Consider the following 26,781-nt stretch of genomic DNA (forward strand, 5'->3'; position numbering starts at 1 on the left):
CCGACCGCAGGAGTCAGACCAGGTCGGCTTCGCGCAGGAGCTTCCAGAGGCCGGCGCCGTCGGGGGCGCTGAGCCACTTCTGGCCCACCGGGCCCGAGGACGACCGCCCGGCCGGTGCGGGCAGGCTGCCGGCCAGCACCGACTGGGTCGGGGACAGCTGCCGGATCGCCACCCCTGCGACGTGGTCCGGGTGCGCGGCGGCGAACTCCCGGTAGATCTCCGGGTCGTGCTGCCCGTCGTCGCCGATGAGCAGCCACCGCACCTCGGGGAACTCCCGGGACAGCCGGGCCAGCGTGGCCCGCTTGTGTTCCCGGCCGCTGCGGAACCACCTGTCGGCGGTCGGCCCCCAGTCGGTGAGCAGCAGCGGCCCGGCCGGGTAGAGGTGCCGGGACAGGAACCGGGTGAGCGTCGGCGCGACGTTCCAGGCGCCGGTGGACAGGTAGAAGACCGGCGCGCCCGGGTGGGCGGTGGCCAGCCGCTCGTACAGCACCGCCATGCCGGGCACCGCGGTGCGGGCGTGCTCGTCCAGCACGAACGTGTTCCACGCGGCGAGCAGCGGCCGGGGCAGCGCGGTCACCATGACGGTGTCGTCGATGTCGGAGATGATGCCGAACCGGACGGCCGGGTCGAGGACGCGGACCAGCGCCTCCACCGGCTCGGCGTCGGCGACGCTGAGGCGTACGCAGCCCCAGCCCGGGGTGAAGTCGGCCTCGATCACGGTGTCGACGAAGCCGCTGCGGTCGGCGGTCACCTCCTGGCGCACGCCGTCGGCCTCGATGGTCACTTTCACGTGCTTGGCGGGCAGTGTGGCGAAGCTGCGCCAGCCCCGCACCTTGTCCAGCCGGCCCCGCCGCCGCGTGTCCGGACGCCCGAGCAGCACCCGGCAGAGCACGCGCGCCCAGCCCGGGGCGCCGTAGCCCGCGTACGCGATGATGTTCGGCTGCCACCCGGTGCGCCGCAACCGGCGCTCCACCAGGCCGTGCACGGCGTCCTCGAAGCGCGCGGCGCGGTGCAGTTGCGGTACGGCCAGCTGGTCCGGTGGTGTGGGTGGCACACGGCAACAGTGCCACAACCGGCCCGGCCGGGCCACGCGAGTGATCCACGCCGATCCGCCCAAAGGCCGGGCGCCGCCGTGACAGACTTCGGTCGGGACGACGACGGGGGCGTTGGTCGTGTCGACGACGAAGCGGGACCGGGTACGGCCGCGTCCGGACGCGGCGGCGCTGGTGGCGCTGCTGCTCGGTGCCGCGGGGGTCGGCTACCGGCTGGTGCTGACACTGCTCACGGTGCCCGCGTCGAACAGCGACGAGGCCACGTTCGGCCTGGCGGCGCTGCACATCGCCGCCGGTGACGAGCGGCCGGTCTTCCTCTACGGCCAGCGCTACATGGGCGTGCTGGAGTCGTACCTGGCCGCGCCGCTGGTCGGCTGGGCCGGGCCGAGCTGGCCGGTGCTGCGGCTGCCGCTGCTCGCGCTGTTCGCGGTCTTCCTGTGGCTGGCGTACCGGCTGACCCGCCGCCTGTTCTCCCCCTGGCTCGCCGTCGCCGTGGTGGGCCTGCTCGCGCTCGGCTCGGAGCGGGTGGTCCGCGACCAGCTCACGGTGGTCGGCGGTCGCCCGGAGGTGAAGCCGGCGGTGCTGGCGATGCTGCTGATCGCGGTCGCCCTCGGCGACCGGCGGATCCGGCACCACTGGCTGGCCACCGGCGCGTTCGGGCTGCTCGCCGGGCTGGCCCTCTGGTCGGACTGGCTGATCGCGCCGTACCTGCTGGTGGCGGCCGTGGTGCTCGCGGTGGCGGTGCCCCGGGACCTGATCGGCTGGCCGGGCGTGCTGCTGGTCGTGGGCTTCCTGGCCGGGATCGCCCCGGTGGTCAAGGACAACCTCGTCGCCCCGCCCGGACAGGACTCGCTGTCGGTGTTCCGCGAGATCAGCACCAAGGAGGGGGTCGCGCCGTCGCTCGCCGAGCGGCTGCGCGGCGGGCTGCTGGAGGGCGTGCCGCTGGCCTCCGGCATGTGCCCGATGGACGGCTGCGCGCGCTGGGCGCAGTGGTTCGGCGTGCTCTACCCGGTGCTGCTGGTGGCCGCCGCCGCGCTCGGGCTGGTCGCCTACCGCCGGGCCGCCGACCACGCCGCGCGGGTCCGGGCCGTGGCGATCATCGCCCTGGTCGTGGGCGCGGCGCTGACCCTTCTGGCGTACGTGCGCAGCCCGCTCGCCGCGACCGACCCGCTCGGCAACGCCCGCTACCTGTCGGTGCTCCAGATCTCGCTGCCGGCCGTGCTGTGGCCGCTCTGGCTGGCCGCCGCGCACGCGCTGCGGGCCACCGCCGGGTGGGCGGCCCGGCTCGGCGGCGCCACGGCGGCGGTGGTGCTGGCCGCGCTGACCGCCGCCACGCTGGCCGGCACCGTGGCGTTCCTGGCCGGCGTGCCGGGCGTACGGGACGAGGAACGCGCCGCCCGCCGCCTGGCCGACGCGGTGCGGGCGGCGGGTCTGCACGAGGTGTACGGGGACTACTGGACCTGCAACCGGATGATCTTCAACACCGGCGAGGCGGTGGCCTGCGGTGTGCTCGACGAACGGCTGACGCCGGGGCAGAACCGCTATCCGGCGTACTGGCGGCGGGTGGCGCGCGCGGACCGGCCCGGGTACGTGCTGGCCGTCGGCTCCCCCGCCGAACGCACCCTGCGGCGGCTCCTGGGCGAGCGTGCCGACGCGGCGGTGGTGGCCGAGGTGGGTGGCAGTCGCGTGTACCACCCCGACCGTGCCGTGCGGCCGTGGCGCTGAGCCCGGCCCGTACGCTGTGCCGGTGCTCATCCTGCTGCCCCCGTCCGAGGGGAAGGCCGAGGCCGGCACCGGCCGCCGGCTGGACCTGTCCCGGCTGTCCCTGACCGAGCTGAACCCGGCCCGGGAGGCGGTCCTGACCGCGCTCGTCGACCTGTGCGCCGGGCCGGACGAGACGGCGGCCCGGACCGCGCTGGGCCTGACCGAGGGGCAGCGCGGCGAACTGCGGCGCAACGCCCGGCTGCGGGAGACGGCGACCGCACCGGCCGGGCGGCTCTACACCGGGGTGCTCTACGAGGCGCTCGGCCTGGACACGCTGCCGCCCGACGCGCAGCGGGCGGCCCGCCGCCAGGTGCTGATCAGCTCCGGCCTGTGGGGCGCGGTCCGCCTCGCCGACCGGATCCCGCCGTACCGCTGCCCGATCGGGGCGCGGCTGCCGGGGCTCGGGGCGCTGTCGGCGTACTGGCGGGAGGCGCTCGGCCCGGTGCTGGAGCCCGCCGCCGGACGCGGCCCGGTGCTGGACCTGCGCTCCGGGGCGTACGCGGCCACCTGGACGCCGCGCGGCGCGCTCGCCGAACGCACGGTGACCGTACGGGTGCTCCACGAGCGGACCGTGGACGGCACGCCGACCCGGTCGGTGGTGAGTCACTTCAACAAGGCGACGAAGGGCCGCCTGGTGCGGGACCTGCTGCTCGCCGACGCCCGGCCGCGCACCGCCGACGCGCTGGTGGGGGCGCTGCGGGAGCTGAAGTACACGGTCGAGGAGGCGCCCCGGGCGACCGGCCGGCCCCGGCAGGTCGACCTGGTGGTCACCGAACTCTGAGGCGCGCGCTTCCCGCAAATTTTCCTCAAGGCTCGGGCGCAGCGGTTCCCGGTCCGGCGCTCGGCAGCGACGGTAGAGGTACCCCGACTCTGACCGAGGAGCGCGCCATGCTCACCACGCTGCTCGACCGCCCGCGACCGTCGCCGCCGCCGCTGGACTGGCTGACCCTCACCGACGCCTTCGAGATCGCCTGCATGGTGCGCTGCACGCCGCCGCCGGCCGCCGACGTCCGCCGGCTCGACTCCGGACCGCACCGGGGTGGAATCGCCGAGTTCAACCGCGAGGACGCGGCGCAGCGGATGCGACAGCTGCTGGGACGCCTCGACGTACCTGTGGAACACGAGCTGACCACCGGTGGCCTGCGCCGCCGCTACGAGCTGCACCGGCTGTCTGTGCCGCCGCCGCACCGGGCGGCGTACGCGAATCTGCTGACCGCGGGCTGGCGGCAGGGTCGCCGGGAACTGCTCGGCGGGCCGTTCCCCGGCGCCTCGACGGCGCGCCGGCTGTGGCGTCCCCGGCTGGCGGCGGCGGCCTGGCGGGCCGCGCTGCTGGCGGGCGGGCGGCACGTACGCCGGCACTGCCTCGGCATCCGGCTCGCCGACCGGGACCTGGCGGCGGTGCTGGTACGCGGCGCGGCGCTGCTGGACGTGCCGGCGGCGCTGCGGCCCGGTTCGGGCTGTTTCCTGGTGGTCGTGCCCAACGGCGAGCACCGGGAACGGATCACCGAGAGCGCGGAGCTGGCCCCGGCGAGCTGACCGGCCCGGTGCGGGCGCTCGGCGGTGCCCGCACCGTGCGGGCTTGCGCCGCGACGGGTGCACGGCGCAGAGTGCAGCCCGTGAGCCGACACTGGCCTGTGCGCGCCGCCGCCCCGCTCGTGCTGGTGCTGCTGCTCGTCGCCGGGCTGGCCGCATGCCGGGACGAGCCGTCCGAGCCGACCCGGATCCGCATCGCCACCGGCAGCCCGACCGCCGTCTACCACGCCTTCGGCCAGTCGCTGGCGTCCCTGCTCAACCGGGAGGTGCCCGGCGTACGGGCCGAGGTGGTGGTCACCGCCGCGTCGGCGCAGAACGTCCGGCTGGTCGGCGCCAGGGAGGCGGAGCTGGGCTTCACCCAGGCCGACGTGCTGCCGCCACGCGAGCCCGAGCACCCGTCGGTGCTCGCCGTGGCCCGGGTCTACGACGACCTGCTGCACCTGGTCACCCGCGCCGGCGGGCCGATCCGCACACTCGGCGACCTGCGCGGCCGGCGGGTGTCGGTGGGCGCCGACGGCTCCGGTACCGAGATCACCGCCAGCCGTCTGCTGGAGGTGGCCCAGCTCGGCGGGAACCGGGTCCGCCAGGAGCACCTGGGGCTGGACGACTCGGTGGCGGCCCTGCGGGAGGGGCGGATCGACGCGTTCTTCTTCTCCGGCGGGCTACCCGTACGCGGCGTCGCCGAGCTGGCCCAGCGGACCTCGCTGCGGATCGTGGACCTGGGCGACTGGACCGAGCCGCTGCGCCGGGCGTACGGGCAGGTCTACGTGACCCGGGACGTGCCGCGTTCGGTGTACCGGGCCGACCCGGTCAGCACCGTGGCGAACCCGAACTACCTGATCGTCCGCGCCGACCTGCCCGCCGCGCTGGTGCGGGAGGTGACCCGGCTGCTGATGGACCGCCGGCAGGAACTGGCCGCCGCACACCCGGCGGCGGGACGGATGAGTCCCCGGTCGGCGATCGTCACCACCCCGCTGCCGCTGCATCCGGGCGCGGCCCAGTGGTACCGCGCCGCGAAGCCCTGAGGATCAGCACCGCACCGGCACGTCGGCGGGCGCCGGGAACCACAGCTCGGCGACCAGGCCGCGGGGATCGCCCTGGCGCATGGTGAGCCGGCCGTCGGAGGCGTCCACGAGCACCGCCGCGATGGTCAGCCCCAGACCGGCGCCGTCCACGTTCTGCGCGTCCGGCGCCCGCCAGAACCGCTCGGTGGCCTGGTCGAGCTGACTCGCCGTCATGCCCGGACCGGTGTCGCTGACGGTCAGCACCGTCCCGCCGCCGTCGGCGCGTACGGTCACCGTCACCTCTCCCCCGGTTCCGCTGAACTTCACCGCGTTGTCGATCAGGGCGTCCAGCGCCTGGTCGATGGCGGTCGGCACGGTCCAGGCGTACACCGGCGCGCCCCCGGCGTCGAGGCGGAGCGTGACGTCGCGGTGCCGGGCCAGCGGCAACCAGGCCGACACCCGGGAGGCGGCGGTGGCGGTGGCGTCCACAGTCACCCGCTGGTTCTCCTCCCGCTCGGCGCGGGCCAGGGTGAGCAGCGCGTCGAGCACGGTGGCGAGCCGGTCGGTCTCCTCCAGCGCCAGCCGGTGCTCGGCGCGCCCGTCCGGGTCGGTCAGGCTCGGGCCCAGTTCCTCCACCCGCAGCCGCAGCGCGGTGAGCGGGTTGCGGAGCTGGTGGCTGGCGTGCGCGACGAAGGCGCGTTGCCGGTCCATCACGTCGGACACCGCGTCGGCCATGTCGTTGAAGCTGGTCGCCAGCCGGCGCAGCTCGGGCGGACCGAGCCGGGCGCGGACCCGCGCGGTGCGGCGGCCCTCGGCGATCTCGTGGGTCACCGCGTCCAGCTCGGTGACCGGGCGCAGCACCCAGCCGGCCAGCCCGAACGCGGTCGAGACGCAGGCCAGCACCGCCAGCAGGCCGATGCCGGCGAGCAGCAGCCACCACACGGTGACGGTGCGGCGGACCCCGTCGGCCGGGCTGGTCGTGACGACGGCGCCGAGCACCTCGCCGCCGTCGTTGATCGGCACCGCCGTCACCACCGGGCCGCTGACCCAGGGCCAGACCGACTCCGGGCCGCTGAACTGCTGCCCGGACAGCGCGGTGTCGAGCGCCGGCCCGCTGCCCGCGTCCGGCTCCCACCCGGACGAGGCCACCACGGTACGGCGTTCCCGGTCCACCACCGCCGCGCCGATGCCGTAGAGCGCGTCGTAGGCGGCCAGTTCCCCGTCCAGCGGGCCGGGACCGCCGCCCCGCAACGCCGGCCCGGCCAGCGAGGCGAAGCGGGTGGCGTCGGCGAGGCGGTCGGCGCGTACCCGGTCGGTCTCCCGGGTCGCCAGCGTGGCCGCCAGCGGGGTCTCCAGGGCGATCAGGACCAGCACCATCAGCAGCAGGTAGCTGATCACCAGCCGGCGGCGCACGGCCCCCTCCTCACGCGTCGCGGAGCCGGTAGCCGACCCCGCGTACGGTCTCCACGAGCGTCGGGTCGCCGAGCTTGCCGCGCAGCGACCCGACGTGCACCTCCACGGTGTGCCGGTCGGCCCAGGTGGTGCCCCAGACGTCGAGCAGGATCCGCTCGCGCGGCACCGCCACCCCCGGCTGGCGGGCCAGGGACAACAGGATGTCGAACTCCTTGCGGGTGAGCGAGACGTCCCGGCCGGCCACCGTCACCGTCCGGCCGCCCACGTCGATGCGGACCGTGCCGGCCTCGATCAGGCTGCGCTGCGGCGCGGTGTGTGCGGCCCGGCGCAGCACCGCCTCGATCCGCGCCTGCAACTCCACCATCGAGAACGGCTTCACCACGTAGTCGTCGGCGCCCAGCCGCAGCCCCAGCACCCGGTCGCGTTCCTCGCCGCGCGCGGTCACCGCGATGATCCCGAGCCGGCTGCTGCGCCGCCGCAGCTCGCGGCACAGGTCGGTGCCGTCGCCGTCGGGCAGCCCCAGGTCGAGCAGCACCAGGTCGCAGGGGGCGGCGGAGAGCGCGGCGGCCACCGTCGCGGCGTGTTCCACCTGGTAGCCGCGCCTCGTCAGCGCGGACGACAACGCCGCGGCGACCCGGCGGTCGTCCTCGACCAGGAGGATCCGCACCCGTTGCCTCCCTCACTCGACGTGTTGCCCTGCGAATGGTGGCAGACGCGCCGCCGGGACGCGAGGCCGCTCTAGGCTGCTGCCGTGATCTACAAGATTCTCTCCGACGACGAGTGGGCGCAGGCGCGGGCGGACGGACGGTTCGCCGGCACCGCGATGGACCGCCAGGACGGCTACGTCCACCTCTCCGCCGCCGACCAGGTGGTGGAGACCGCCCGGCGCTTCTTCGCCGGGGTCACCGGCCTGACGGTGCTCGCTGTGGACGAGGCCCGGCTCGGTGACGCGCTGCGCTGGGAGGAGTCCCGCGGTGGCGCCCTGTTCCCGCACCTGTACGCGGCGCTGCCGGTGGACGCGGTCCTCGCCGCGCACCCGCTGCCGGCCGACCGGCCCGCCGCCGACGCGGTGGCCGAACTGCTCGGGTGAGCGCTCGTTATGCTGCGTCGAGCCCGCCCGACGGCGCGACGCGCCCTGGCATGATGCGAGTTGAGATGACTGACAGCAACGACCGGTCCGCCTCCGTCTTCGTCCACCCGACGGCCGACGTGGAGGACGGCGCCCAGGTCGGGGACGGCACCAAGGTCTGGCACCTGGCGCACATCCGGTCCAGCGCCCAGGTCGGCGCCGGCTGCGTGATCGGCCGCAACGTCTACGTCGACGCGGGCGTCACCGTCGGCGACCTGGTGAAGATCCAGAACAACGTCTCGGTCTACCAGGGCGTGACCATCGAGGACGAGGTGTTCGTGGGCCCGTGCGCGGTGTTCACGAACGACTTCCGGCCGCGCGCCCAGAATCCGGACTGGACGATCACCCCGACGCTGGTCCGCCGGGGCGCGTCGATCGGCGCGAACGCCACGCTCGTGTGCGGCATCGAGGTCGGCGAGTACGCGATGATCGCGGCCGGCTCGGTGGTGACCCGCGACGTCAAGCCGTACCAGCTCGTGGCCGGCAACCCGGCCCGCCCGAAGGGCTGGGTCGACGCCAAGGGCGAGGTCATCTCCCGCGACGTCGACAACCCGCCGCAGCAGGGCTGAACGCGACGAGGGCGACGACCGCGCCGGTCGTCGCCCACGCGTCGGTACGCCTCAGCCGCAGAGCCGGCCGATCTCGTCCCGGAACCGGTCCATCGGGTTCGACCCGGCCGGGCCGAGCAGGTACTCCTTCAGCTCCCGCCGCGCCCCGGCCATCGCGTCGTCAGCGGCCCGGGACACGTCGAGGATCTTCGCCAGCTCGCCGCAGTCCGCCGAGAGCAGGTACGCCGCCCGCGCGGTCGGGAACTGCCGCCGGAACTCGTCCTCGGGCAGGCCGGCCGGGTTGGCCACCACGTACGGGCGCTCGCTCTGCACGAAGTCGGAGACCACGCTGGACACGTCGCTGACCAGCAGGTCGGTGACGTTGAAGCAGTCGAACAGCCCCGGGGTGCGGCCGGTGACCACCAGGTGCGCGGCACCGTCCAGCGAGGACGGATCGGTCTCGGCGCCGGCAGCCTTGATCCGGGACACGATCCGCTCGTGCACGGCGCGGGCCTTGGGCGAGCGTGTCCCGGTCAGCGGGTGCGGCTTGTAGATCACCCGCACGTCCCCGGCGGCGAGCAGACCGGACACGATCCGCTCCCCCATCAGCACCAGCGACGTGTGGTACGGGTCGTCGTCGAGCCAACCCTCCCAGGTGGGCGCGTACAGCACGGTGAAGCGGTGGTCGGCGGCCCCGGAACCGAACGTGTGCACCCCGGCCAGCTGCGGCCGGCCGATCTCCACGATGTCGCGGTCCAGCACGCCGACGTCGGCGCGGGCGTACCGTTCCCGCCCGGCCGGCCCGGCCACCCAGACCTCGTCGTACACCTTGCTGTACGGGTTGACGCTCGCCTGCTTGTCGCTGTCGCCGTGACCCACGAAGACGTGCTTGACGCCCGGCTCCCGCAGCAGGTGGATGTTGGCGCCGACGTTCGCGGCGTACAGCGCCACGCGCAGCGAACTCAGGTCCAGGTTCATGAAGTCCACACCGGCCGGCACGCAGATCACCGGCAGCCGGGTGTCGGCGAGCTGCCCGAACGCGTCCGCGGCGCGCAGCAGCACGACCGCCCGGCGGCCGGTCGCCTCCACCGGGGCGAGCCACATGTTGGCCTGGTAGACGTCCTTGGCCGGGCCGGCGAAGTAGAGCGCCACCTCGGGCCGTTCCCGGGCCATCCAGTCGTGCACGGCGGGCAGCACACCCGGTGCCTTGCCCCGGCCGCGCAGCGCGGTGAGCGCCAGCACCGCGGCGGTGACCAGGCCGGCGGCGAGCGTGACCAGGCCGGTGACCACCACCGGGGCGACCCGGTCGAGCGCGGCGGCCACCACCGCGGCCGGCACCAGCAGCACGTTCAGCAGCGGCATGCGCAGCCCGGCCAGCTGCCGCGCCCAGGCCGGCGGCACCGGGACCCGCCGCAGCGCGCCGAGGTCGATGTTGCGGGTGTACGCCGGGGGGTCGACCCGGCCGTCGATCACCTTGGTCACCGCGCCTGTGGCGACGGCCAGCGTCCACAGTGCGGCGGGCAGCAGCAGGACGGCGACGGTGCCCGCCACGCCGGGGCGCACCGCGGCGATCACCAGCAGCACCACAGACAGGTCCCGCACCAGCCGCCGGAACGTCTCGCCGAGACCGGCCTTGTCGAGCAGCGTGGCGGTTCCGGTGTGCCGCCCGGCCAGGGCCAGCTCACCGGCGACGGCGGCCACGGCGGCCACCGCGTACGGGACCACCAGGCCGAGGACTCCGGCGAGGACCATGACCGCGTAGCCGAGGAGCGTCGCGCCGACCGCGGCGAGACCCTGCTGGCTGCGTACTCTGCTGAACAACGACACGCTCCCTGTCTGTCCCGCCGATGTCGGTCCGAGTCGATCTCCGACGGCTGCGACCCTAAACGGGCCACATGACACAAGTATTGCCGGGGTGTCCGGCAGGTGAACTGCGGACGGCGTCATCCCGGCGACGGCATGCGACAGGCCCCGGCCGTTCGAGACGGCCGGGGCCCGTGAAGCCGGTAGGGGTCAGCCCCCGATGACCACCCGGCGCACGCCGGTCCAGCGCGCCGGGTCGGTGACCCGGCGGCCGTCGACCAGCACCGTCACGCCCGGCAGGTCGGCCGGGGCGAGGGTGCGGTACTCCGCGTGGTCGGCCTGGATCACCGCGGCGCCGACCGGCTCGCCGTCGTAGCCGGGCAGGCCGTGCGCGACCAGTTCCTCGTTCGTGTACATCGGGTCCGAGACGTACGGCACGGCGCCCCGGCGGCGCAGCGCGTCCACGGTCGGGAAGACGCCGGAGAACGCGGTCTCCTTGACGCCACCCCGGTAGGCGGCGCCCAGCACCAGCACACCCACACCGGTCAGGTCGCCGTACGCGGCGGCGAGCAGGTCCACCGCGTACTCCGGCATGGCCGCGTTGGCCTCGCGGGCCGAGCGGACCACGGTGGCGGCCGGGTCGTTCCACAGGTACATCCGCGGGTAGATCGGGATGCAGTGGCCGCCGACCGCGATACCGGGCGAGTGGATGTGGCTGTACGGCTGCGTGTTGCACGCCTCGATGACCTTGGTGACGTCCACGCCGACGGTGTCGGCGAAGCGGGCGAACTGGTTCGCCAGGCCGATGTTCACGTCCCGGTAGGTCGTCTCGGCGAGCTTGGCCAGCTCGGAGGCCTCGGCCGAGCCGAGGTCCCACACGCCGTTGGGGCGGTCCAGGTCGGGCCGCTCGTCGAAGTCGAGCACCGCCTCGTAGAACCGCACGCCGTGCGCGGCCGACGCCTCGTCGATGCCGCCGACCAGCTTCGGGTAGCGGCGCAGGTCGGCGAAGACCCGGCCGGTGAGCACCCGCTCCGGGCTGAACACCAGGTGGAAGTCGGTGCCGGCGGTCAGGCCGGAACCCTCGGCGAGCATCGACGCCCACCGGGTACGGGTGGTGCCGACCGGCAGCGTGGTCTCGTAGCTGACCAGCGTGCCCGGCTTCAGCCCGCGGGCGATGGCCCGGGTGGCGTCGTCCATCCAGCCGAAGTCCGGCACGCCCTCGGCGTCCACGAACAGCGGCACGACCACGACGACCGCCTCCGACTCGGCGACCGCGGCGGCGGTGTCGGTGGTGGCCGACAGCAGGCCGGCGGCCACCGTCTCCTTGAGCTTGACGTCCAGGTCGGCCTCGCCCGGGAAGGGCACGGCACCGTCGTTCACCAGCTGGACGACCCGCTCGGAGACGTCGGCGCCGATCACCCGGTGCCCCTTGGACGCGAACTGCACGGCCAGCGGCAGACCGATCTTGCCGAGCGCGACGACGCAGATGTTCATGAACTACTTTCCTCCAGAGGGCCAGATTCGGCGCAGGCGGGCAAGGAACCGACCGGGGGTCACCGGCGTGATCGCGACGATCACCTGGCCCTTGTGGTTCGTGGTGGGCGTGACGAGGTGCCATCGGACACCGCGCCGGGCCACCAGCCGGGGTGCGGAGACCGGGCGGTCGGTGCGCATCGGCGACGAGCCCGTCCCACCCAGGGCGGAGACCTCGGCGCGTACGATACGACGCTCGTCCGTCCCCGCGACGACCGCCAGCAACCGGTCCACCGCGAAGTCCGTCCGTACGACGGTACCGGGGCCGGACGCCTCGATCGACGTGGCACCCGTCAGGTCGCCCACGCTGACGCGCAGCGCCTCCGCGCTCAGCTCGGCCAGCTCGGCCCAGCGGCTGCGCGCGGTGACCACCAGGGCCCGCGCCCCGGCGGCGTCGCGTCCCCAGGCCAGCTCGGTCGCGGTCAGCTTGGCCAGTATCGCGGCGGCACGCTCGGTCACGTCGTACCAGTCGTCCGGGTAGCCGAACGCCGGGTCGCGGAAGCCGACCTGGTCGGCGTACCAGCGGTCGCCCTCGATGACGACATCGGACAGCGACCGGTCGGACTGCTGGCCGACGAGCGTGCGCAGCGCGTCGAGGTCACCGTCGCGCGCCACCGCCAGCCGCACCCGCTCCTCGGGCGCCATCCGGGCGGTGACCCCCTCGGTCAGGTACGCCTCGGCGAGCTTGCGGATCCGGTCGTGGACGTGCCGCTGCACGTCCGGGGAGAGGGCGAGGAACTCCGCGCGGAGCAGCTTCGCCACCTCCCAGGTGAAGTGGCGCACCAGCACCGCGTCCCGCCGCGGGCCGGGCTCGATCAGCCCGGCGACGAAACCGACGAGTTCCTCGGCGCAGCGCAGCCGCTCGGAGAATCGGCTGGCGTACGTGATGTTCTGGGCGTTGTCCCGCTTGACCGCGTAGTAGTACTCGTAGTCGCCGAGGACCGACACCTTCTTCGCCCGGAAGCACGCCTCCAGCGTGAACGGCTGGTCGCTGCCCATCGGCATGTCGGTGCGGTACCGCAGGCCGTACCGCTCGATCAGGTCCCGGCGGAACAGCTTGGTGTTCGACAACGACCAGGGCAGGTCGCTGTCGAACAGGTCGAGCCGCTCCTGGGTGGTGGCGTAGACGGCCTGGTGCACGTAGCGCTTGTTGGTGCCGACCATCCGGCCCAGCACCACGTCGGAGTCCCACCGGTCGGCGGCGTCGACCAGGCGCTCCAGCGCCTCCGGGCCGAGGTGGTCGTCCGAGCCGATGAAGAAGACGTACCGGCCGCGGGCGTGGTCGAGCGCCACGTTGCTCGGCGCCGCCGGGCCGCCGGAGTTGGCCTGGTGCAGCACTCGGAACGTGCCGGGGTACCGCTTGGCGTAGCGGTCCAGTTCGGCGCCGCTGCCGTCGGTGGAGCCGTCGTCGACGGCGACGACCTCCAGCCGGTCCAGGCCGATGGTCTGCCCGACCAGCGAGTCCAGGCAGGCGGTCAGGTACGGCATGGTGTTGTAGACCGCGACCACCACTGTCACGTCCGGCCCGCTCATGCCCCCACCTCCACCTGTGCCGGCTCCACCGGGGCGAGTGCCGGCGCCGGCCGGGGCGGCGCACCGGGCAGCAGCCGGGAGTAGACCTCGTCGAGCACCCGGGCCTGTGCCTCCCAGGTCCATCCGGCCAGCAGGCCCGGCCGGTCGTACGCGGCGCGGTACCGCTGCGGGTCGGCGAGCACCGCGGTGACCGCGCGGACGAAGTCGGTCACGTCCTCGGCGCGGAACACCTCGCCCTGACCGGTCTCCCGGACAGTCTCGGCCATGGTGCGCACGTCGGAGACGACGAGCGGCAGGCGGGCGTGTGAATACTCGAAGAACTTGGTGATCAGCGCGATCTCGTGGTTCGGCCAGTGCTGGATCGGGATGACGCCGACCTGCGCGCCGCTGAGGAACCGGACCACCTGGTGGTGCGGCACGTACGGCAGCACGTGCAGCCGGTCCGCCACGCCCAGTTCGCCGGCCCGGGTGACCAGGCCCCGGACGTACGCCGAGTCGGGCTTGTTGACCACGAACGCGACGTGCGCCCCGGGCAGCCGGGGCAGCGCCTCGACCATCACCCCGAGGCCGCGCTTGGCGGCGGCCACCCCGCTGTAGACCAGCAGTGGCTCGTCCGGCCCGAGTCCGCAGCGGGCGCGAATGTCCGGCACCGGCTCGGCCGGGTCGGCCGGCAGCTCGTCCACGGCCGGTGCGTTCAGGACGACCGCCGGCCGGTCGGTCAGCCCGTGCTCGGTGCGCAGCAGGTCGGCCAGGCCACCGGAGACGGTCATGGTGGCGTCGGCGTACGGCACGTACTCCCGCTCGTGCGCCACGTTGCCTGGTAGCCAGCGGGCGTTGTCGCGCCACGGCTGCACGCCGGGCAGGTATTCGTGGGCGTCCCACAGCAGGGCGATCCGGCGCCCCTTCGCGGCGGCCCGGACCTTCGCGCGGGCGCCGACGCCGAGCATCCGGAAGTCGTTGGCGTGGATCAGGTCCGGCGCCAGCTCGTCGACCACCGGGCCGTAGGCCAGTTCGTAGTCCCACAGGCCCGGTTCCAGGCGCCGCCACGCGCCGTCGCCGCGCAGGCGGCGCCAGAACAGCGTGTACGCGCGGTCCCAGGGGCCGTCCAGCTTGCGGCCCTTGCGGGCCCGGGTGAGCTGACGGTTGCGGAACCCGACCCACTTGCGGGTGAGGCCGGACAGCTTCTCCTCGGCGCGCAGCGCGGCCCAGGGCAGCCCGCCCGGCCGGCCCGCGCCGGACTCCCGGGCCGCGACGGTGAGCGCCGCCCGGCGGACCGCCAGGTCCGCGCGCCAGGCCTTGACCGCCTGGGTACGGTGCGCCGCGATGCCGCTGGGCGGGTAGGCGAGCGGGTGCCGCAGCCAGGCCCGGCGGAACTCGTGCCGGCGGCGGGCCAGCGGTTCGGGCATCGGCACGAGGCGTACCTCGGCGGTGCCGAGGCGCCAGGTCTGCGGGCTGCCGACCGGCGCCCGCCCGAGCAGCACCACGTCCCAGCCGGCGTCGGCGGCGGAACGGGCCGCCTTCTGCACCCGGGAGTCACCGATGACCCCGTTGTCCACCAGCATGACGACCCGTCCCCGGGTGCCCGTCGCTGCGGTCGTGCCGTCAGATCCCATTCCTGCCCGTTTCGTCGTCGCCAGCACCGCGCCCGCGGACCCGAGCGAGTCTACGACAGCGGATCGGGCCCGGACGCCCGCCGCCGCCGGTGCCCCCCGACCTGCTGTGACTGTTGCTACCCTCCACCCTGTTCAACGACCGGCGCCCGCTCCGGGTCGTTCGCCGGGTCGCCGGTCGCGCCACGCGGGCCTTCGGCCAACCCCAGCTCAGCGCGAACGGGACCGCACAATGGACGTGGTGACCACCGAGGAACCCCGCCGGCCCGCACCAGCCCCGCCGACCGGGCCGGCCACAGCCGAGCGCGCCCGGCCGGGCCCCGTCCGGCGGCTGCGCGACGCCGCCCGGGACGCGGCGCCCGCGCTGGCGGTGTACGCGGTGATCCGGCTCGTCGGCGTCCTGGCCGTCTACGTCTGGGCCCGCTCGCTCAACCTCTCCCCGGTGCGCGAGCTGACGCTGTCCGACGCCACGTACTACCTCGCCATCGCCCAGCGGGGCTACGACGGGTACGAACGGATGCAGAGCGACATGGCGTTCTTCCCGCTCTACCCGGCCCTGATCGGCGTGGTCGAACGGGTCACCCCGCTCGGCCCGCGTACCGCCGGGCTCGCGGTGGCCGCGCTGGCCGGCCTGGCGGCGGCCTGGGCGCTGTACGCGATCGGCTCGTACCTGCACGACCGTCGCACCGGCGTGCTGCTCGCCGCGCTCTGGGCGGCGCTGCCGCACGCCATCGTGCAGTCGATGGCCTACAGCGAGACGCTGTTCACCGCCCTGGCCGCGTGGACGCTGTACGCGCTGCTGCGCCGCCACTGGCTGACCGCGGGCGTGCTCTGCCTGTTCGCCGGCCTGACCCGGCCCACCGCCTCGTCGCTGATCCCGGTGGTCGGCCTGGCCGCGCTGCTCGCCGTCATCCGGCGCCGGGACGGCTGGCGCCCGTGGGTGGCCATGCTGCTCGCCCCGGCCGGCTGGCTCGCCTACCTGGCCTGGGTGGGCGTCCAGACCGGGCGGCCCGACGGCTGGTTCCACATCCAGTCCGCCGGCTGGCGCAGCCACTTCGACTTCGGCGTGGACACGTTGCGGCGCGGACGCGAGGTGCTGGCGGTGTCCGCGACGCCGCAGATGCTCGTGGTGAGCCTGGTGCTGCTGCTGGCGCTGATGTTCTTCGTGCTGAGCGTGATCGACCGCCAGCCCTGGGAACTGCTGCTGTTCAGCGGGCTGATGCTGGTCACCACGATCGGCGCGGCGGGCTACTACCACTCGAAGGCGCGGTTCCTGGTGCCGGCGTTCGCGCTGCTGCTGCCGGCCGCCGTCGGCCTGGCCCGGGCCGGGCGGGCCCGGGCCGTCACGGTGCTGGTCGCGCTCACCGCGTTCTCGACCTACTTCGGCGGCTACCTGCTGCTCATCTGGACCCGGTCGCCGTGACGCTCACCGGGTGAGCGGGCGGACGTCCCACAGCCAGACGTCCGCCACCCGCTGCCCCGGCCCGTAGAGCGCGTCGAGCACCACCTTGAGGTCGTCGTGGCGGCGGGCCCGGTCCGGCAGCGCCACCGCGTCGGCCTTCCAGTGCCGCACGTCGGCGCGGGCCTGCTCGACGTCGGCCGGGCCGACCGCGGTGTCCCGCTGGCCCCGCGACACGGCGGTGAGCAGCTTCGCGGTCGGCTGCGGCTCGACGCCCCACCGGCCGGTGTTGTCGGTCTTGGAGACCGGCGCGAGGAAGTACCCCTCCGGGACGGCGAAGCCGGCCAGCGCCGCGGAACTCCAGTACAGCGACGTCATGCCGTCGACCGGGACCGGCACCAGGGTGCGGCCGGGGGCGACGTGGTCCTTCCAGACGCCAGCGGTCACGAAGTCCGGCACCGGGTTGCGCCCGCGCGCCTCCAGCGGGGTCGGCAGGATCGGCAGCAGCGCGGCGAGCAGCGCCACAGCGGCCAGGCGGGGCACCAGCCGGGACTGGCCGGCCTCGCCGACCCGTACCCGGGCCACCCGGTCCCCGGCGACCGCGAACAGCACGCCGAGCGCCACCGTGGTGATCAGCGCGAACCGGGACACCACCACCGAGTCGAACACCGGCAGCTCGGACACCAGCGCGAACGGCGCCGGCACGTCGGTGCGCCGGGTGCCGACGGTCCAGGTGGTGCCGATCGAGAACACGGCCGAGATCAGCGCGACCACGGCGAGCACCCGGACCACGATCTCGCGGCGCAGCCACCAGGCGGCGCCGACCGCGAGGATCACCACCGACCAGCCGTAGAAGCTGGCCTGCTCGGTGGTGTTCGGGCCCCAGCGCAGGGCGCTGGTGGGGCTGCCGGCCACGGACTCGGTGGCGTACCGCACGAACGACCCGAGGGTCAGCGCGTAGACGTCCGGGTTGCCCGGGTGACCGACCCGGTGCTGCGGGCCGGCGAACTGCATCCACAGCGGGTACGCGGCGGCGGCCCCGACCAGCACCCCGGTCACGGCGAGGCCGCCGAGCATCGGCCGGGCCCGGCGCAGCGCCTCGCGCGGCCGGAAGATCACGTAGCCGATCACCATCATCAGGCAGCCGAGCGCGGTCAGGAACAGGATCTCCAGGCTGACGAAGAACTGCGCCGTCACGAGCGCGCCCAGCACCAGGCCGTCGCGGACCGGGCGGCCGTCCCGGGCCAGCCGGATCACCCGCCAGAGGATGAACGGCACCAGCCACTGGGCGGTGATGTGCGGGTGGCCGTTGCTGTGCGACACCAGCGCCGGCGCGAAGGCGCAGAACAGGCCACCGGCGAACGCCGCCACCCGGGACGAGACCAGGTTCCGGGACAGCACGTGGTACCAGGCGTACGCGGTGCCGGCCAGGTTGAGCGTGATGAACAGCAGGTACGCGAACGGCGCCCCGAACAGCAGGGTGACCGGGGACAGCACCAGCCCGGGCAGCTGCATGCCGACGTTCGTCATCAGGTTCACGCCGTCCGGGGCGTTCTGCAACGTGGTGAAGAACGGGTTCTCCAGGTTGCTGACCGCGTGCGCGGCGTACGCCAGCATCCACTCGTTGAAGCCCTGGTCGTTGGGGCGGCTGCCGAGCAGCCGGCCGTCCGGATTCACCCAGCCCCGGCCGGTCACCCAGAACGCGCCGGCCAGGAAGATCGCCGCGACCAGCAGGTCCGGCCGCATCCGGCGCCAACGCGACGGGCGGTCGGTGTCCTCCGCCGTGGCGGCCTCCGGCTGCGCCGGGCGCGGCGGCGTGGCCTCGGCGGGCCGGTCCGCGCCGTCGGCGGCCGGCGGCTTCGCGGTCTCGTCGGTGGCGTCGGCCACCGATCCACCGGCGTCTGCGGTGCGGGTACGGGTCTCGGGCCCGGGGGCGGTCATGGCGCCGTAGTGTACGCAAGCCGGGCAGCGGCGCCGGGCCAGGCTCGCCCGGCCCGGTGAAGAGTCGGCGACGATCCGCCGACGGCGGGACGTACCCGCGGTGACCGGGCCGCGCCGCGGCGGGCGCACCCCGCCGGCCGGGCACCCGGCGGGCCGGGGTGATCCGGCCGGTTCGGTTAGGCTGGTCCCTCGTGTCCCGTTCCATGCCACCGGTCACCGTGCTCCCCGTCGGGGCGGCGGCGTCCGGTGACGGCGGGTGGCCCGGCCCACCATCGCGCACCGGCCGTGTCCGCGTACGTCGTCCGGCGGCGGCCGGGGCACTACTATTCCTAGGGCCTGCGGGCACCGGCCCGGCCACCCGGCCGGGGTCCACGGCCTCCCGACTCGGGCGGCGGCCGGTCCGCACCGAGAATCCGTCGCAGATCACGAGGAGTCACGTGTGAAGGTCGTCAGCATCGTCGGCGCCCGACCGCAGTTGGTGAAGCTGGCGCCCATCGCGGCGGCGTTCGCCGAGGACGGGTGCGAGCACGTGATCGTGCACACCGGCCAGCACTACGACGCCGACCTGTCCGACGTCTTCTTTTCCGGTCTCGGCATCCCCGACCCGGACGTGCACCTCGGGATCGGCTCCGGCAGCCACGGCGTGCAGACCGGCAACACGCTGGCCGCCCTGGACCCGGTACTCGCCGCCGAGGCCCCGGACTGGGTGCTGGTGTACGGCGACACCAACTCGACGCTGGCCGGCACGCTCTCGGCGGTCAAGCAGCACCTGCGGGTGGCGCACCTGGAGGCCGGGCTGCGGTCGTTCAACCGGCGGATGCCGGAGGAGCACAACCGGGTGCTCACCGACCACGCCGCCGACCTGCTGCTCGCCCCCACCGAGGAAGCCGTCCGGCACCTGGCCACGGAGGGCCTGGCCGCCCGTACCGAACTGGTCGGCGACGTCATGGTGGACGTCTGCCTGCGGGTCCGCGACGACGTGGCCCGGGGTGGGCAGCCCCGCCCGGCGCTGCCCGACGGCATCGACCCGGACGCGCCGTACCTGCTCGCCACCCTGCACCGCGCGGAGAACACCGACGACCCGACGCGGCTCGCCGCGCTGCTCGACGCGCTCGCCGACCTGCCCGTGCCGGTCGCGCTGCTGGCCCACCCGCGGCTGGTCGCCCGCGCCGACGAGCACGGCCTGAAGCTGACCCGGGGCGCGCTGCACGCCGGCCGGCCGCTGCCGTACGCCGCGATGGTGGCCGCCGTGGTCGGCTCCGCCGGCGTGGTCACCGACTCGGGCGGCCTGCAGAAGGAGGCGTACCTGCTGGACCGGCCGTGCACCACGCTGCGCACCGAGACGGAGTGGGTCGAGACGCTCGCCGACGGCTGGAACGTGCTGGTGCCGGACCCGCGCGAGCTGGGCGCCCGGTGGGCGGCCACCGCGACGCGGCCCGCCCCGGACGCGCCGCGCGGCACCCCGTACGGTGACGGCCGGGCGGCCCGGCGGGTCGCCGAGACGCTGCGACGGCACCTGGCATGACGACGCGCTCCCTCCTCACGATCGGTTATCCGCGATGACCAACCGCCCTGTCCCGCTCCCCCGCTCGCGCGGCGGGAAGCGGCCGCACGCCATCTACCTCGCGATCGGCTTCCCGCCCGCGGCGAAGAGCAGCGCGTACCGGCTGCGCGAGACGGCGAACCAGTTCGTCGCCCAGGGCTGGGACATCACCGTCATCACGATCTGCCAGCAGGCGTGGGAGCGGGAGTACGGCCTGGACCACACGCTGTCGGAGAAGGTCGACCCGCGGGTGCGGGTGGTCGAGCTGCCGCTGATCCGGGAGGATCTGGAGACCGACATCCGGGCGTTCTCCGAGGAGCGCTCGCTGGACCCGGCGGGCTGGATCAAGCGGCTGCGCAAGCGCGAGCAGCAGGCGTTCCCGGAGCCGGTGTTCGGCGGCTGGCGGTACGAGCTGGAGAAGGCGGTGCTGCGGCTGCACCGCGAGCACCCGGCCGACCTGCTGCTCGCCTCCTGCGCCCCGTACGTGAACCTGGCCGCCACCCGGAAGCTGTGGGAGGAGCACAAGGTCCCGTACGCGGTCGACTTCCGCGACGGCTGGTCGCTCGACGTGATCGGCGGCGGCGAGGCGTTCACCCGCGACTCGGTCTCCGGCCGGTGGGAGTCCTCCGTGCTCGAACACGCGCTCGCGGTGTGGTGCGTCAACGACCCGATCGCCGGCTTCTACCGGGAGCGGTATCCGCACCTGGCCGACCGGGTGCACGTGGTGCGCAACGGCTACGACGAGGACAGCCTGCCGGACATCTCCGGCCGCTCGCCGGACCCGGCGGCCGGGCTGACCTTCGGCTACCTGGGCTCGGTCAACTTCAGCCCGGCGTTCCTGGAGTCGGTGCTGGACGCCTGGCGCATCGCCCGCCGCGACGACCCGTTGCTGGCCCGTTCCCGGTTCGAGGTGCGCGGCCACATCGGCGCGGGCGCGTCGCGTGAGGCCAACCGGCACATGGACCTGCTCAAGGAGGCCGCCGTCGACGGGGTCAGCTTCGGCGGCCCGGTGCCGAAGGCGGAGCTGGCGGCGACGTACGGCTCCTGGGACGCGCTGGTGCTGATGCTCGTCGGCGGGCGGTTCGTCACCTCCGGCAAGGTGTACGAGTTCATGGCCAGCGGCCTGCCCGTGCTCTCCGCCCACGACGTCGACCACGACGCCAGCAACGTGCTGGCCGGGCATCCGCTGTGGACCGGGGCGGTCGGGCTCGACCCGCACCGCCTCGCCGGCTCCTTCGTGGAGGCCGGCCGGCTGGCCCTGAAGGCGACCGACGCGGACCGGGCCGCCGCCCGGGAACTGGCCCGCCGTTACGCCCGGCCCGCCGTGCTCGCCCCGGCGGTCCGCCGCCTCACCGAACTCGTCCGGCCCACCGGCGCCGGCGCGGCCACCCCGGCCACGACCTCCTCGACGGGAGATGCCCGACAGTGACCACAGTGCTCATCGTGGCCGCCGCCGCACCGAAGCAGCCGGCCGTGCTGATCGAGGCGCTGGAACGTTTCCGCAGCCGTGGCGCCCGCGTCACCGTCGCCTGCTTCTTCGACAGCGCGGAACTCCCGGTCGACCCGGCGCTGGCCGAGGTGCGGTCGTTCGTCGTACCCGCCGAGAAGCGCGACGCCCGGCTGCGGCGCGCGCTCGGCCGGGCACAGGCCAACCGCAAGATCTGGCTGCACGCACAGCGCCACTCCTGGCTGCGGCAGCGGTTCCGGTCGGCCGACCTGCTGGTGGCCCTCGACCCGCGGTCGGTCTACACGGTGTGGGAGATGGCCCAGCGCAACACCCGGGCCGGCGCGCACTACGGGCTCGTGCCGGCGCAGCGGGCGCTCGACGCGCCGCGTACCGAGCCGGTCGGCAAGCGGCTGGAGCGGCAGGTCGCGGCCGCTGCCGGCATCGGCACCCGGGGCGCCAAGCGGGCGGCGGTGGAGACGGTGCGCACCACCGTCCAGAAGGCGACCGGCCAGCGGATCATGAGCAACCCGGCGGGTGCCTGGTTCTGGTCCCGCGCGGTGGCCGCGCCCCGCGTACCGGACCGGCTGCGCAGCAAGCTGGCGGTACGGCTGCACGACAGCGCGGTCAAGGCGGGGCGCCCGGCGGTCGCCGCCCGCACCGCCGCGGCCGCGGTCAGCCGGATCAACAGCGCCGCCACCCGCGCGGACGTGCTCACCAAGGCCGCGCAGGGCGAACTGGCCCTCGGGCACGTCCCGTCCGGCCTGCACGACGCGATCCGCGCCCAGCTCGCGCTGGCCGACGCCCGGCTGCCGAAGGACCCGAAGAAGGCCGCCGCGGCGGTGTCGCGGGCGTGGAGCCTGGCGTCCAACCGGGTGCTGCACTTCGACCGGCTCTCCTCGCCGATGAGCGACGACCCGGGCGCCTTCCTGGCGCCGTTCCGGGAGAGCGCGGCGGCGCGGAAGCTGTCGCAGCCGCGGGGCCGGCTCGCCCCGGCCGCCCCGGCGCCGACCGACCGGCCGCTGCGGCTGCTGGTCACCACGCTGATCAACGACAACTTCCTCCAGGAGATCCTGGAGCGCTACCGGGCCATGCCGAACGTGGAGGTCCGTTTCCTGGACCTGTACGAGGACCCGGTGACCCGCCCGCTGGCGCTCAGCGGCAGCACGGTGATGGAGCACCTGCTCGGCGCCGAGTCGACGTACGGCGCCAAGATCGAGGAGTGGCTGCGGCCGCACCTGGACTGGGCCGACACCGTCTTCGTCGACTGGTGCCAGGCCACCGCCGCGCTGTTCACGCTGCACGACCCCGGGACGGCCAGGATCATCGTCCGGCTGCACAGCTTCGAGGCGTTCAACTTCTGGCCGCACCTGGTGGACTTCTCCCGGGTCGACGACGTCGTCTTCGTCTCCGAGCACCTGCGGGACCTGTCCACCGCGGTGCTGCCCCAGCTCACCGGCGAAGGCGCGCCCCGGCTGCGGGTGGTCGACAACGCGATGGACCTGCAGCGCTACCCCCGGGCCAAGCCGGCCGACGCCCGGTTCACGCTGGGACTGGTCGGGTTCAGCTCGGTGGCGAAGGACCCGCGGTGGGCGATCGACGTCCTGCGGAAGCTGCGCGAGCACGACGAGCGGTACAACCTGACGCTCATCGGCAGCAACTTCAACAACCGGACCAGCAAGCCGGCGAAGGACTACGGCCGGCAGTTCGCCAAGGACCTGGCCGAACTGGAGCCGCTGGGCGCGGTCCGGCGCTACGGGCAGACCGACGACGTGCCGGGCGCCCTCCAGGAGGTCGGCGTCATCCTCAGCACCTCGGTGCGGGAGAGCTTCCACTGCGGCCTGGTGGAGGGCGCGGCGAGCGGCGCGGTGCCGGTGGTGCGGGACTGGCCGTTCTTCGCCGGCAAGCCGCACGGTGCCCGTACCCTGTTCCCCTCCGACTGGGTGGTGGACACCCCGGCGGAGGCGGCGGAGCGGATCCTGGCCGTCACCGCGACCGAGCAGGCGTGGGCGGAGGTCGGCCGGGCCGCCTCGGAGCACGTGCTGAAGACCTGGGACTGGGGCGTCAGCCAGGCCGACTACGACCGGTTGCTGCTGGGCGACTGAGCAGGCGCAACGACAGCGGGGCCCGGCCGGTCGGCCGGGCCCCGCCGCGTTGTCGCCGGTCAGCGCGCCGGCACCGTGGCCCGCTGGTTCGGCACCGGCACGACGGCGGTGTCCGCCGGCGCGACGGGCCCGGGGTGGTGCGGCAGCAGCCGGGTGTAGACCTCGTCCATCACCCGGGCCTGGGCCTCCCACGTCCACTGCTCCAGCACGCCCGGCCGGTCGTACGCGGCCCGGTAGCGCTGCGGGTCGGCCAGCACGGTACGCACCGCCCGGACGTAGTCGGCCAGGTCCTCGGCCCGGAATACCTCGCCGTGCCCGGTGGCCCGGGTCGCCTCGGCCATCGTCCGCACGTCGCTGACCACCATCGGCAGGCCACCGTGGGCGTACTCGAAGAACTTGGTGATCAGCGCGATCTCGTGGTTCGGCTTGTGGTGGATCGGGATGACGCCGAGGTCGGCCGGGGAGACGAACGCGGACACCTGCCAGTGCGGCACGTACGGCAGCAGGTGCACCCGGTCCGCCACGCCCAGCTCGGCGGCCAGCTCCTCCAGCTCGTACATGATCGGGGCCTTGCCGTTGGGGTGCACCGAGACCAGCGCGACGTGCGCCTCGGGCATCTCGGTGAGCCCGCGGATCATGATGTCCACGCCCCGCGACGGGTTGATGCCGCCGCAGTAGACCAGCAGCGGCGTGGCGGCGCCGATCCCGCACATCGCCCGGATGTCCGGCACCGGCGTCGCCCGCTGTTCCGGCGTGAGCGCGCGCGGCGGCGCGTTCAGCACCACGGCCGGCTGCTCGGGCAGGTCGTGGCTCTCCCGCAGCAGGTCGGCCAGGGTGGACGAGACGGTGATGACCGCGTCGGCGTACGGCGCGTGCTCCCGCACGTAGGCGATCTGGGCGGGCAGCCAGCGCAGGTTGGCGGGCCGGCCGATGATGCCGGGGACGAACTCGTGCGCGTCCCAGAGCAGCTTGACATCGCGACCGCCGGCCCGGGCCCGCATCACCGCCCGCGCGCCCACGCCGAGCATCCGGAAGTCGTGCGCGTGGATCAGATCCGGCCGCAGCTCATCCACCACCGAGGCGAAGGCCAGCTCGAAGTCCCACAGCTCCGGGTCCAGCCGGCGCCAGGCCCGGTCGCCGTGCACCCGCTGCCAGAACCGCAGCGCGGCGCGGTCGAGCCGGGAGTTCGGGTCCTGCTGGCTCTCCTGGAGCCGCCGCAGCTGCGCCGAGCGGAACTTGACCCACTGGAACATCGCCCTGTTGAGGAAGTACGGCGCGGCCAGCCGGGCCTTGCCGGCCAGCTCGGCGAAGCGGGGGCCGCCCGCCGCCCGGTTCACCTTGATCTCGGAGAGGCGGAACGTCAGGTCGTCCCGGCGGGCCCGCAGCGTGTTCAGCCGCCGCTTGGCGTCCGGCCCCGGCTTGTACGCCAGCGGCCGGCGCAGCAGCGCGCGGCGGTACGCGACCGGATGCGTCAGCCGCCGGGGCATCCGGATCAGGCGGACCTCGGCGTCGCCGATGCGCCAGCTGTCCTCGGTCGCCGCGCCCTTGAGGATGCCGACCAGGATCACCTCCCAACCGGCCTCGGCGGCGGAGCGGGCGGCCTTCTGCACCCGGGAGTCGCCGTGGACCCCGTTGTCGACCAGCATCACCACCCGTCCCCGGGTCGGTCGGGCATCGCTACTCGGGACAGCTTGCATCGGGTGCTTCTCCTCGTCGAGGGGGCGGTGCACGGGCGGTCGGCGGGTCACCGCAGGAAGGCGTCGAACACCTCAGCGGTCCGCCGGCCGTCGTGGTGGTCACGGACGTAACGGGCGCCCTCCGCGGCCAGGGCGACCGCGGCGGGTCTGTCGTCGAGCAGCGACTCGATCGTCTTGACCAGCGTGCCGGGTGTGGCGTTGGCGATCGGCGGCTGGACCCCGGCGGCCCGGTGCGGCCCTTCACTCACGTACGCCACCACGACCTTGCCGGCGGCCATCCCCTCGCAGGAGAACGTGCCGTAGCTGCCCATCACCAACTGGTCGACCACGATGTCGCAGTCCTGCACCAGGCGGCGCATCTCGCTGTGCGGCAGACCCTCCACCAGGCGCAGTTCGATGATCCGTCGATCGTGCAGCTCCTGCAACCGGGGCAGCAGCCGGTCGGTGCCCTTGGTCCAGCGGTTGGACGGGGCGTGCAGCACCACCGGCCGGGTGCGTTCCAGCACCGGACGGTCGCAGGCCCAGGCGTCCACGTCCACGATCAGCGGCGCCCAGGTGGCGAACGGCACGTCGTCCAGCAGGTCCGGAGTGGTCACGAAGAACGGCAGGCCGCTCTCCTGCGCGGTACGCCGGTTCCGCTCGGTCACCACGGTGAGCCGCTCGCGCAGCTCCTCCGGGGCGTCCCGGAACGCGGACTCGGCGTGCCGCTCCAGGTGCGCGCCGGGGTGGCGGATCTCACTGCCGTGCGCCAGCAGCGCGACCTTGATCCGGGCCCGGCGCAGCGCGGGCAGGTCCCCGGCGATGTCGTCGCCGTTGAGCCGGCCGAGCACCGGGCGGAAGGCGTCCACGATCAGGTGCGTGTACCAGCCGAGCACCCGCGCGGCCTGCTGCATCTGCACGTCGAGCCGGTGTTCGCCGGGGAAGTGCAGATAGCGGTCGGCCGGGTAGCGGTAGGTGGCCGGCGGCTTGGCCACGACCAGTTCGATGCCGACGTCCGTCCGCGCGGCGCTGATGGCCGCCGCGAGGGCGGAGAGCTGACCGGCGTAGTTCGCCGTGCCCAGTCCCAGCCGGACCGGCCCGGCGCCGAGCGCCCGCCACCGGCCCGGTGTGCCGGCCTCGACCGGCGCGACCGGCGGGTCCTGCTGCTCCGGCGTCTCGGGGGCCTCGTCGCCGCCCCGCTGCCAGGCCCGTTCCACCGCCTTGGCGAAGGAGGGCACCGAGCCGGAGGCGAAGAAGTCGCCGGCCCGGTGCCGGGTCAGGTGCTCGCGGACCGCCCGGCTGTCGGCCGCGACGATCCGCAGCCCGGCGGCGAGGCAGGTGTCGAGCAGCCCGAGACCGGCGTCCGGCGTGAACCCGACCACGGCCACGTCGGCCGAGGCGAGGAACGTGGCAGTCACCGTGCGGGGGCGCGGGACCGGGTGGACCCGGCGGCGGGCCTTGCCGGCCCGGCGGACCAGGTCCTGGGCGGTCGTCTGCTCCGCCGGGTCGCAGACCAGCGCCAGGTGGAACTCGGGCAACCGGGCCAGGGCGCGCAGCACGCCGTCCAGCGCCCGGTCACCGGTGATCCCGCCGGCATGCACCAGCAGCGGCGTGCCGGCGGGAAGTTCACACAGTTCGCGTACCGAAGGGGTCTCCCAGGGCCGCGCGCCGGCGGCGGCCCGGCGGAGCGCGATGCGCCACCGCCGGGGAATCCGCCGTCGCACCGCGGAGACCGTCCGCCGCACCGGCGC

At 74.5% G+C, this 26,781-nt stretch carries 20 protein-coding genes; 10 read left to right on the plus strand and 10 right to left on the minus strand.

What is annotated here, in order from left to right:
• Positions 1-13: 13 nt before the first annotated feature.
• Positions 14-1,054 carry an App1 family protein gene (locus O7607_RS02585; RefSeq protein WP_269700719.1) on the minus strand — a complete coding sequence of 347 codons (1,041 nt, stop codon included), beginning with the start codon at positions 1,052-1,054 and terminating at the stop codon, positions 14-16.
• A gap of 118 nt (positions 1,055-1,172) precedes the next feature.
• Here O7607_RS02585 and O7607_RS02590 point away from each other — a divergent pair, with 118 nt between their 5' ends.
• From O7607_RS02590 to O7607_RS02605, 4 genes are all read left to right on the plus strand, one after another.
• Positions 1,173-2,777, plus strand: a complete 1,605-nt coding sequence (locus tag O7607_RS02590; protein WP_269700721.1) for a hypothetical protein — start codon at positions 1,173-1,175, stop codon at positions 2,775-2,777.
• Positions 2,778-2,793: 16 nt separating this feature from the next.
• A complete protein-coding gene (gene yaaA / locus O7607_RS02595) occupies positions 2,794-3,597 on the plus strand; it encodes a peroxide stress protein YaaA (protein WP_269706875.1) in 804 nt (267 codons plus the stop codon).
• Positions 3,598-3,704: 107 nt separating this feature from the next.
• Positions 3,705-4,352 (plus strand): hypothetical protein, encoded by a 648-nt coding sequence (locus O7607_RS02600; RefSeq protein ID WP_269700723.1) that lies wholly within the window; start codon positions 3,705-3,707, stop codon positions 4,350-4,352.
• A gap of 80 nt (positions 4,353-4,432) precedes the next feature.
• The gene (locus O7607_RS02605) at positions 4,433-5,374 is read left to right on the plus strand and encodes a TAXI family TRAP transporter solute-binding subunit (RefSeq protein WP_269700725.1); all 942 of its coding nucleotides are present in this window, start codon (positions 4,433-4,435) and stop codon (positions 5,372-5,374) included.
• Between the two features lie 3 nt (positions 5,375-5,377).
• On the opposite strand, the gene O7607_RS02610 is transcribed toward O7607_RS02605, so the two are convergent.
• Positions 5,378-6,766 (minus strand): sensor histidine kinase, encoded by a 1,389-nt coding sequence (locus tag O7607_RS02610; protein WP_269700726.1) that lies wholly within the window; start codon positions 6,764-6,766, stop codon positions 5,378-5,380.
• A gap of 10 nt (positions 6,767-6,776) precedes the next feature.
• Positions 6,777-7,433, minus strand: a complete 657-nt coding sequence (locus O7607_RS02615) for a response regulator transcription factor (protein ID WP_269700727.1) — start codon at positions 7,431-7,433, stop codon at positions 6,777-6,779.
• Between the two features lie 84 nt (positions 7,434-7,517).
• Between O7607_RS02615 and O7607_RS02620 the strand changes: the two genes are divergently transcribed.
• Positions 7,518-7,856, plus strand: coding sequence for a DUF952 domain-containing protein (locus O7607_RS02620; protein ID WP_269700728.1), 339 nt, complete (start codon positions 7,518-7,520; stop codon positions 7,854-7,856).
• Positions 7,857-7,921: 65 nt separating this feature from the next.
• Positions 7,922-8,464: an acyltransferase gene (locus O7607_RS02625; RefSeq protein ID WP_269700730.1), complete on the plus strand. Its 543-nt coding sequence runs from the start codon at positions 7,922-7,924 to the stop codon at positions 8,462-8,464.
• Between the two features lie 51 nt (positions 8,465-8,515).
• On the opposite strand, the gene O7607_RS02630 is transcribed toward O7607_RS02625, so the two are convergent.
• The 4 genes from O7607_RS02630 to O7607_RS02645 all read right to left on the minus strand — a co-directional run bounded on the left by O7607_RS02630 (position 8,516) and on the right by O7607_RS02645 (position 14,874).
• Positions 8,516-10,264, minus strand: a complete 1,749-nt coding sequence (locus O7607_RS02630; RefSeq protein ID WP_269700732.1) for a CDP-glycerol glycerophosphotransferase family protein — start codon at positions 10,262-10,264, stop codon at positions 8,516-8,518.
• A 192-nt stretch (positions 10,265-10,456) separates the two neighbouring features.
• Entirely contained in the window at positions 10,457-11,740 is a 1,284-nt protein-coding gene (locus tag O7607_RS02635) for a nucleotide sugar dehydrogenase (RefSeq protein ID WP_269700733.1), read from the minus strand.
• Positions 11,741-11,743: 3 nt separating this feature from the next.
• Positions 11,744-13,312 (minus strand): glycosyltransferase family 2 protein, encoded by a 1,569-nt coding sequence (locus O7607_RS02640; RefSeq protein ID WP_269700734.1) that lies wholly within the window; start codon positions 13,310-13,312, stop codon positions 11,744-11,746.
• Positions 13,309-14,874, minus strand: a complete 1,566-nt coding sequence (locus O7607_RS02645) for a glycosyltransferase family 4 protein (RefSeq protein WP_269700735.1) — start codon at positions 14,872-14,874, stop codon at positions 13,309-13,311. Before O7607_RS02645 ends, O7607_RS02640 begins: the two co-directional genes overlap by 4 nt.
• A 280-nt stretch (positions 14,875-15,154) precedes the next feature.
• Between O7607_RS02645 and O7607_RS02650 the strand changes: the two genes are divergently transcribed.
• A complete protein-coding gene (locus O7607_RS02650) occupies positions 15,155-16,345 on the plus strand; it encodes a hypothetical protein (RefSeq protein ID WP_269700736.1) in 1,191 nt (396 codons plus the stop codon).
• A 3-nt stretch (positions 16,346-16,348) separates the two neighbouring features.
• Here the strand turns inward: O7607_RS02650 and O7607_RS02655 are convergent, their stop codons facing one another.
• Positions 16,349-18,262, minus strand: coding sequence for a hypothetical protein (locus tag O7607_RS02655; RefSeq protein WP_269700737.1), 1,914 nt, complete (start codon positions 18,260-18,262; stop codon positions 16,349-16,351).
• 439 nt (positions 18,263-18,701) lie between these two features.
• On the opposite strand from O7607_RS02655, the gene wecB reads away from it, so the two are divergent.
• The 3 genes from wecB to O7607_RS02670 are packed head-to-tail and all read left to right on the plus strand — an operon-like array spanning position 18,702 to position 23,354.
• Positions 18,702-19,787 carry a non-hydrolyzing UDP-N-acetylglucosamine 2-epimerase gene (gene wecB / locus O7607_RS02660; protein WP_269700738.1) on the plus strand — a complete coding sequence of 362 codons (1,086 nt, stop codon included), beginning with the start codon at positions 18,702-18,704 and terminating at the stop codon, positions 19,785-19,787.
• A gap of 34 nt (positions 19,788-19,821) precedes the next feature.
• On the plus strand, positions 19,822-21,234 hold the full coding sequence (locus O7607_RS02665) for a glycosyl transferase (protein ID WP_269700739.1): 1,413 nt from the start codon (positions 19,822-19,824) through the stop codon (positions 21,232-21,234).
• Entirely contained in the window at positions 21,231-23,354 is a 2,124-nt protein-coding gene (locus O7607_RS02670) for a glycosyltransferase family protein (protein ID WP_269700740.1), read from the plus strand. Before O7607_RS02665 ends, O7607_RS02670 begins: the two co-directional genes overlap by 4 nt.
• A 59-nt stretch (positions 23,355-23,413) precedes the next feature.
• On the opposite strand, the gene O7607_RS02675 is transcribed toward O7607_RS02670, so the two are convergent.
• Positions 23,414-25,000: a glycosyltransferase gene (locus O7607_RS02675; protein WP_269700741.1), complete on the minus strand. Its 1,587-nt coding sequence runs from the start codon at positions 24,998-25,000 to the stop codon at positions 23,414-23,416.
• 98 nt (positions 25,001-25,098) lie between these two features.
• Positions 25,099-26,754, minus strand: coding sequence for a glycosyl transferase family 1 (locus O7607_RS02680; RefSeq protein WP_269700742.1), 1,656 nt, complete (start codon positions 26,752-26,754; stop codon positions 25,099-25,101).
• Positions 26,755-26,781: the final 27 nt, after the last annotated feature.

The sequence above is a fragment of the Micromonospora sp. WMMA1949 genome, from assembly GCF_027460145.1.
Classification (GTDB): Bacteria; Actinomycetota; Actinomycetes; order Mycobacteriales; family Micromonosporaceae; genus Micromonospora.

Excerpts from the sequence above, each read along its gene's own strand:
- O7607_RS02600 (WP_269700723.1), top strand. The coding sequence starts at position 3,705 with ATGCTCACCACGCTGCTCGACCGCCCGCGACCGTCGCCGCCGCCGCTG.
- O7607_RS02625 (WP_269700730.1), top strand. The coding sequence starts at position 7,922 with ATGACTGACAGCAACGACCGGTCCGCCTCCGTCTTCGTCCACCCGACG.
- O7607_RS02635 (WP_269700733.1), bottom strand. The coding sequence starts at position 11,740 with ATGAACATCTGCGTCGTCGCGCTCGGCAAGATCGGTCTGCCGCTGGCC.
- O7607_RS02640 (WP_269700734.1), bottom strand. The coding sequence starts at position 13,312 with ATGAGCGGGCCGGACGTGACAGTGGTGGTCGCGGTCTACAACACCATG.
- O7607_RS02645 (WP_269700735.1), bottom strand. The coding sequence starts at position 14,874 with ATGCTGGTGGACAACGGGGTCATCGGTGACTCCCGGGTGCAGAAGGCG.
- O7607_RS02650 (WP_269700736.1), top strand. The coding sequence starts at position 15,155 with ATGGACGTGGTGACCACCGAGGAACCCCGCCGGCCCGCACCAGCCCCG.
- O7607_RS02655 (WP_269700737.1), bottom strand. The coding sequence starts at position 18,262 with ATGACCGCCCCCGGGCCCGAGACCCGTACCCGCACCGCAGACGCCGGT.
- O7607_RS02665 (WP_269700739.1), top strand. The coding sequence starts at position 19,822 with ATGACCAACCGCCCTGTCCCGCTCCCCCGCTCGCGCGGCGGGAAGCGG.
- O7607_RS02675 (WP_269700741.1), bottom strand. The coding sequence starts at position 25,000 with ATGCTGGTCGACAACGGGGTCCACGGCGACTCCCGGGTGCAGAAGGCC.